The following is a 5,822-nucleotide window of genomic DNA, read 5'->3' on the forward strand; positions in this document are numbered from 1 at the left end:
AGCGACCCCTTGCCGCTTTGAGCGGCTCACGAATTTAAAGCCCCCGGCTCTGCCGGGGGATGGTTACTCTCATATCGATCAAAATTTTTCCCTGATCTCCGGAAGTCCGCTTGAGGATGTTCTCCATTCGATCGCCTAGCTCTGAATTATCCATAATGATGATGCGATTATTGCCTACAAACGACTTCGTGCCAGGTGGATAGACCTCAGAAAATTTCAGGCTGCTAACATCGATATCATTCAGATTGCTTGGTGTTTTGCTTTGTTGTTCTTGAGGGATGGAGGGCGATTTAGTCGAGAGGGCTTGCTTTGATTCAAAATTTTGGTCGCCACTGCGGGATGATGTATTTAGAATATGTGGCTGATTGGGTCCAATGTTTATAGCCATATTAGAATCCCTCTCTAGGTTATTTGGCTTAGTTATAATTTAGAAAAAAAGACGCTCGTAACTCGCGCCGCTGATCGCTGTGGATCCCGGACCGGATCCCGGGACAGTTTACTTATCTTTCTGAGCGGAGCACGTGTCGCCGGATAGAATGAGGAAGTGCACTCTGTTTGGCGATGGGCTGATGCATGGCGACGCTTTCAAGGGTGGTTGTTCCCATACGTACACATCATAATAAAAGGTAACTATTCAGGTACGGCATGCTGTGCGCGACCTTGCGCAGAACCCTATATCTTGTGTCTACGGTTCGATAAGCACAGCCATTTTCGGCGGATTTGATGGCAGTTGTCACCGCTATGCACTGTAAACCACTGTTTTGTAAATAGCTGGCAGTCGATAGGAGACCTGAATAGTTACAATAAAAGAAAGAGGAAAGAGGAAAGAGGGCGGATTTACTGATGTGCGTAAACGCTTCTCGGATATCGGAGGTATCGAAAACAGATCGGTCCCCTGTTCCGAAGAGCCTTGAGCCGAAGTCATCGCACCGACGGAGTTGGCGCCGATCGAGTGGGGCCGTGCGCCGATGCCGCGCGTCCCAGCTGTCGTCATCTGTTCGTGACGTCGATCAGACAGACTTGGGGCCTGTGGGCTCCGAGCGTTCGGCGCTGCCGGTTCGCGCGCGCCGTCGCAGGTAGGAAAGCGCCAGGTAGGCGAGGAGCGCGAGGAAGGCGCCGAGCAAGGCCCATTTGGCATTGCCCTCAAAGATCGACTTGCCGAGCAGGATGACGCAGAGACCGACGACGGTCTGCACCGGTAGGCCGAAGCGCATGTAGGGCCAGAAGCGTGCTCCGCCCGCGACCAGGACATAGCTCTGCATGAGCCAGGGGAGCGGCGAGGCGCGGGTGAGGACGATGATCTTCCAGTCGTCCGGCGGGCGAATGCGTGGGATCCGATATCCGCGCCGCTCGGCCAGGCGATGCAGCGGCCGCGACAGCCAGTGCGCGACCGCGTATGACACCGCCATATTCCCCGCCATGCCGATCAAGGAGATCAGCAGGGACTGAGTCAGGTTGTCGGTCATTGCGCCCGCCATCGCGTAGAAGCCGAGCAGCGGAAAGCCGACGGCGGGAAGAAGGATGAATGCCGCCATGAAGGCCCAGAGCGGGATCCTTGAAAGCCAGGTGGCGAATGCACTCGGCCAGTCCGCCAGGGGCGGGAACAGGTCGCTCGTTTGGGTGACGGCGATGGCCGTCACCAGGAGCAGACCCAGGACGATCCGCAGCCGCCAGCGCCGGGTTTCGGTGTTTCGCCGGGTGATGCCGACAAGGTCTTGAAGATGATTGGATGTCTTGCCCATGAATTCGATGCTTCGACACTGGGGCCGCGATGCCCGCCGTCTGGTCGCCATGGTTCGGCGCACCCGGGGGCGATTTGCGGCCATCGTTGGACCCACCTATCGTGGTGTCCATTATCTGTGGCACTTGCTTGTCTGGTCGCGTATCTCCGCCGGGCGCGCGGGTCTGCTGCCGATCGAACTCCCGGCCGAGATGCTCGCGCGCAAGGGGCTTCAGCACGCGCCACCCGGACTGACCGTCCAAGGCTCGGCGGAGGCATCCGTGTTCTCGCGCGGGTTCGCGGAAGTCTACGCGCTTCTCTTTGCCAATCTTCAGCGCGCGGATCTCTTGTCACGGTATCGTCACGCAATCCCCGGTCCCGCGTTCAGGGGAGTCTATCTATGGGATTCCGCCTTCATCGCACAGGTCTGGAGCTGGTGGGATCGGCGCGTTGCGCAAGAGGTCTTGCTGGCCGTCCTGGAGCTGCGCGACGGCGACCGGCTCCAGCATGTCGTCACCGAGTTCACCAAGTCGCCCTATACGCAGCCGCCACTGGTCGCCTGGTCCGCGATGGCGATCGCCCGGTGTCTGCCCCATGAGGCTGCAGTGGCGTTCATCCAGGCAGTCTATCCCGTGCTGAAGGCCTTTCAGGCGTGGCTCGAAACGCACCGTCGATTGGACAACGGCCTCTATGCCTGGGCACACCCCTATGAGTCGGGCGTGGAGAACGCCCCGCGCTTCAGCAACCGCGATGAGAGCGTCATGCGCAATGTCGAGACCATGGCCGCCCCAGATTTTTCCAGCTATGTGGTCCTGCAGCTCGAGTCCCTCGGCGAGATGGCCGGCTGGCTCGGCCTTGACGCGGAGGCCGCCGCCTTCGCCGCGAAGGCCGAGCGACTGCGCGCACGGATGAACGCCTTGCTGTGGGACGAGCGGGATGGTCTCTATTACGATCTGGACGCTGCCGGGATCCATGTCCGCGTGTCCACCGTGGCCTCGCTGCTGCCGCTGTGGGCGGGCGTGCCTGGGCCGGAACGGGCACAGCGACTGGTTGCGCGCATCCTGGCGCCGGAACACTACGGCAGTCTGATCCCGCTGCCCTCGGTCGACCGCGCGGAGCGCTGCTTCGAGAAGGATATGTGGCGTGGACCGGTGTGGGTGAATACGGCCTTTGGGGTCATTCAGGGGCTCTTGCGATATGGCTACGAGCGCGATGCCGGCGAGCTGGCCTTTCGTCTCTGTCGCGGGGTCTACGGGGTGTTCGCCGAGGAGCGCCAGATCTACGAGTTCTATGATCCGGATGCCCTGCACACCAGGGACTTGCGGCGTAAGCAGGGGAATTGGTGGAAGGCCCTCACGCTGGGCCGGGGACCTCAGCGCGACTTCGTTGGCTGGTCCGGTCTGGTGAACACGCTGCTCATCGAGGTGCTCCTGGGGCTGCGTGTCGAGCGGGGCCGGATGACACTGCGACCGCGCTTGCCGCCCGAGACTCGGGGGATGACCTTTGTCCTGAGCCTGGCTGGCGGCGGTCGTCTGTCCCTGACGTCGGTCTCGCCGGACCGATTCGAGGGGACCTGGACAGACGACGGACATGAATCTTCATTCGTCACCGCCTTTGCCGAGACGGTCGATCTCGGCGACGGCCGGTGCTGACGGAGCCGCGACATGCGCTATTGCGATCTGACGCTTGCCTACACCGAGACCAGCGGCGGCATTCGGACCTACATCGACCAGAAGCGCCGCTATCTCGACGAGCACACGGACGACGAGCATCTGCTCATCGTGCCGGGCGAGCGCGACCACTGCGAGCGGCAGGGGCGGTTGTGCAAGATCGAGATCGAGAGCCCCTTGATCCCCGGCTGCGAGCCCTATCGCTTCTTCTGGCGACCCGACAAGATCCGCCGTGCGCTCGCGGACCAGCAGCCCGATGTGGTGGAGCTCGGCAGCTATTTCCTCTCGCCCTGGGCGGCCTTCCGGTATCGCGACGAACGCCGCGCCGAAGGGGTGCCGACCCTGGTCTCCGTCTATTTCCATACGGACGTCGCCCATGCCTATGTCGGAGCGCCGGTCAGGCGGTTTCTCGGCGAGGGAATGGAGACGGTCAGCGATACCCTGGCCCTCTGGGGCCACAAGCTCGGCGAGATCCTGGAGGATGGCGCCGAGTCCGCGTTCGGCCAGATGTTTCGCAAGTGCGACCTGACCCTGGCCGCGACCCCGGCGCAGGCCGCGCGGGTCGCGGACTATGGCGTGCAAGGGACCGAGATCGTCCCGCTCGGGGTGGATCTGAACCTCTTTTCGCCCGAGCGACGCTCTGAGGCCGCTCGCGAACGCCTGGGCGTCGCGGGGGACGACATCCTGCTCATCTATTGCGGGCGTCTCGACAGCGAAAAGGCGGTCAACCTCCTGATCGACGCCTTCGAACGACTCCCGGCCACGCCCCGATTCCATCTGGTGCTGGTTGGCGAGGGACCATTGCGCGCCGAGCTGGAGGCACGGGCCGGGCGGCTCGGTCGCGTGCATATCCTGCCGTTCGAGAAGGACAAATCCGCCTACGCGACGCTGCTGGCGTCTGCCGATCTCTATGTGACCGCAGGGCCGCACGAGACCTTCGGGCTCGCGGTCGTCGAGGCCGAGGCATCCGGCCTGCCGGTGGTCGGTGTCGACGCCGGGGCGTTGCGCGAGCGCGTTCGTCCCGAATGGGGCCGACTCGGCCCCGTGGGAGATGCTCGGGCGATGGCGGCCAATATCCGCGAGATCCTGCCGCGATGCCACGACATGGGGCGGGCCGCACGCCGACACGTGATGGAGGCTGGCTATGGGTGGGATAGCAGCTTCGAGACACTCTTCGATCTCTACCGGCGCGGGCTGAGTCAGCACACGGACTCCGAGGGCGGTGGTACCATCGAACGCAGTGAAGGCAATGGAGATAGAGACTGAAACTAAACAGCACATAGCAAACGCAAGCGTTCGGAACAATTCTCCGTTGCGCTCCGAATTCTCCGGTGTAATGAGCGTTGTGCGCTATGGAGCGCATCTTCGTTGCTTTAGCGGACAAATATATAGAAATGAGCGGATGGCAAATGAAAGAGCAGGTTAATCAAGTCTCCGATACGGCATTCATGGCGGCCGCTTACCGTGCCATGGAGACGAATCACCCCAATGCGATATTTCATGATCCGCTTGCAGAGAAACTCGCCGGCGACCGGGGAAAAAAGATCATCGGCAATCTTCCGAAGCAGGCATTCATCGGCGGCTGGTCGGTTGTCATTCGCACCCGTATTATCGACGATTTCATTCAAAACGCGATTGTCGATGGCGTGGACACCATTCTGAACCTGGGCGCCGGGCTGGACACTAGGCCATACCGCATGGAGTTGCCAGAGTCGCTCCGCTGGATCGAAGTGGATTACCCTCACGTCATCGAACTCAAAGAAACCCGTCTTTTCGGGGAAACGCCACGATGCCGGCTGGAGCGGGTAAGACTGGATCTTGCCGACGTCGATGCCCGACGGACATTGCTCGACGCAGTGGCATCTCAATCGAAAAAGGTCCTCGTGTTGACAGAAGCCGTCACACCTTATCTTTCCGAAGATGCGGTTGCATTACTCGGTACGGACTTGAGGTCGCATGAATCAATAGGATATTGGGCTGTGGACTATTTTTCCCCGGCGTCTTATGAATACCGACGGCGAAGCGGCATGAGTGATTCGATGAAGATGGCGCCGTTCCTGTTCGAGCCGAAGGACTATTTCGGTTTCTTTTTACGGATCGGCTGGACGCCGAAAGAGACCCGGTATTTTGCAACCGAAGCGGAACGGCTGGGTCGTCCCGCGCCATTTCCTCCAGCCACAAGATTTGTGATGCGCATCCTGGGCTTTTTCGCATCGCCCGAGAGGCGCCGAGAAATGAAACAGTATGCGGGATTTGTTCTGTTCGAACCGGCAAAAACCGAGGAGCAGGCCATTGCGAAAAAACACGAGGCCCAATAAGAGCATGCAGTCGACGCCAAACGCCGGCGTGGCTGATGCTTCGCGTTATAGCCATCTAATGTGATATCCGGACATTAAAATTGAGCAGCATATCGCGTCTCCGGAAGATGGAAG

The 5,822-nt window shown here is 60.5% G+C and carries 5 protein-coding genes; 3 read left to right on the forward strand and 2 right to left on the reverse strand.

What is annotated here, in order from left to right:
* Positions 1-34: 34 nt before the first annotated feature.
* Together ACFSJC_RS18080 and ACFSJC_RS18085 are read right to left on the reverse strand one after the other, a co-directional pair.
* Positions 35-388 (reverse strand): hypothetical protein, encoded by a 354-nt coding sequence (locus ACFSJC_RS18080; protein ID WP_386028597.1) that lies wholly within the window; start codon positions 386-388, stop codon positions 35-37.
* 622 nt (positions 389-1,010) lie between these two features.
* Positions 1,011-1,742 (reverse strand): TVP38/TMEM64 family protein, encoded by a 732-nt coding sequence (locus ACFSJC_RS18085; protein WP_386028598.1) that lies wholly within the window; start codon positions 1,740-1,742, stop codon positions 1,011-1,013.
* On the opposite strand from ACFSJC_RS18085, the gene ACFSJC_RS18090 reads away from it, so the two are divergent.
* From ACFSJC_RS18090 to ACFSJC_RS18100, 3 genes are all read left to right on the forward strand, one after another.
* The gene (locus ACFSJC_RS18090) at positions 1,741-3,372 is read left to right on the forward strand and encodes an MGH1-like glycoside hydrolase domain-containing protein (RefSeq protein ID WP_386028599.1); all 1,632 of its coding nucleotides are present in this window, start codon (positions 1,741-1,743) and stop codon (positions 3,370-3,372) included. The genes ACFSJC_RS18085 and ACFSJC_RS18090 overlap by 2 nt on opposite strands.
* A 12-nt stretch (positions 3,373-3,384) precedes the next feature.
* Positions 3,385-4,656, forward strand: coding sequence for a glycosyltransferase (locus ACFSJC_RS18095; protein ID WP_386028600.1), 1,272 nt, complete (start codon positions 3,385-3,387; stop codon positions 4,654-4,656).
* An 86-nt stretch (positions 4,657-4,742) separates the two neighbouring features.
* A complete protein-coding gene (locus tag ACFSJC_RS18100; RefSeq protein ID WP_386028601.1) occupies positions 4,743-5,708 on the forward strand; it encodes a class I SAM-dependent methyltransferase in 966 nt (321 codons plus the stop codon).
* The last annotated feature ends 114 nt before the right edge of the window (positions 5,709-5,822 follow it).

The sequence above is a fragment of the Thiorhodococcus fuscus genome (assembly GCF_042682685.1).
Lineage (GTDB): Bacteria > Pseudomonadota > Gammaproteobacteria > Chromatiales > Chromatiaceae > Imhoffiella > Imhoffiella fuscus.

Excerpts from the sequence above, each read along its gene's own strand:
- ACFSJC_RS18080 (WP_386028597.1), bottom strand. The coding sequence starts at position 388 with ATGGCTATAAACATTGGACCCAATCAGCCACATATTCTAAATACATCA.
- ACFSJC_RS18090 (WP_386028599.1), top strand. The coding sequence starts at position 1,741 with ATGAATTCGATGCTTCGACACTGGGGCCGCGATGCCCGCCGTCTGGTC.
- ACFSJC_RS18085 (WP_386028598.1), bottom strand. The coding sequence starts at position 1,742 with ATGGGCAAGACATCCAATCATCTTCAAGACCTTGTCGGCATCACCCGG.
- ACFSJC_RS18095 (WP_386028600.1), top strand. The coding sequence starts at position 3,385 with ATGCGCTATTGCGATCTGACGCTTGCCTACACCGAGACCAGCGGCGGC.
- ACFSJC_RS18100 (WP_386028601.1), top strand. The coding sequence starts at position 4,743 with ATGGAGCGCATCTTCGTTGCTTTAGCGGACAAATATATAGAAATGAGC.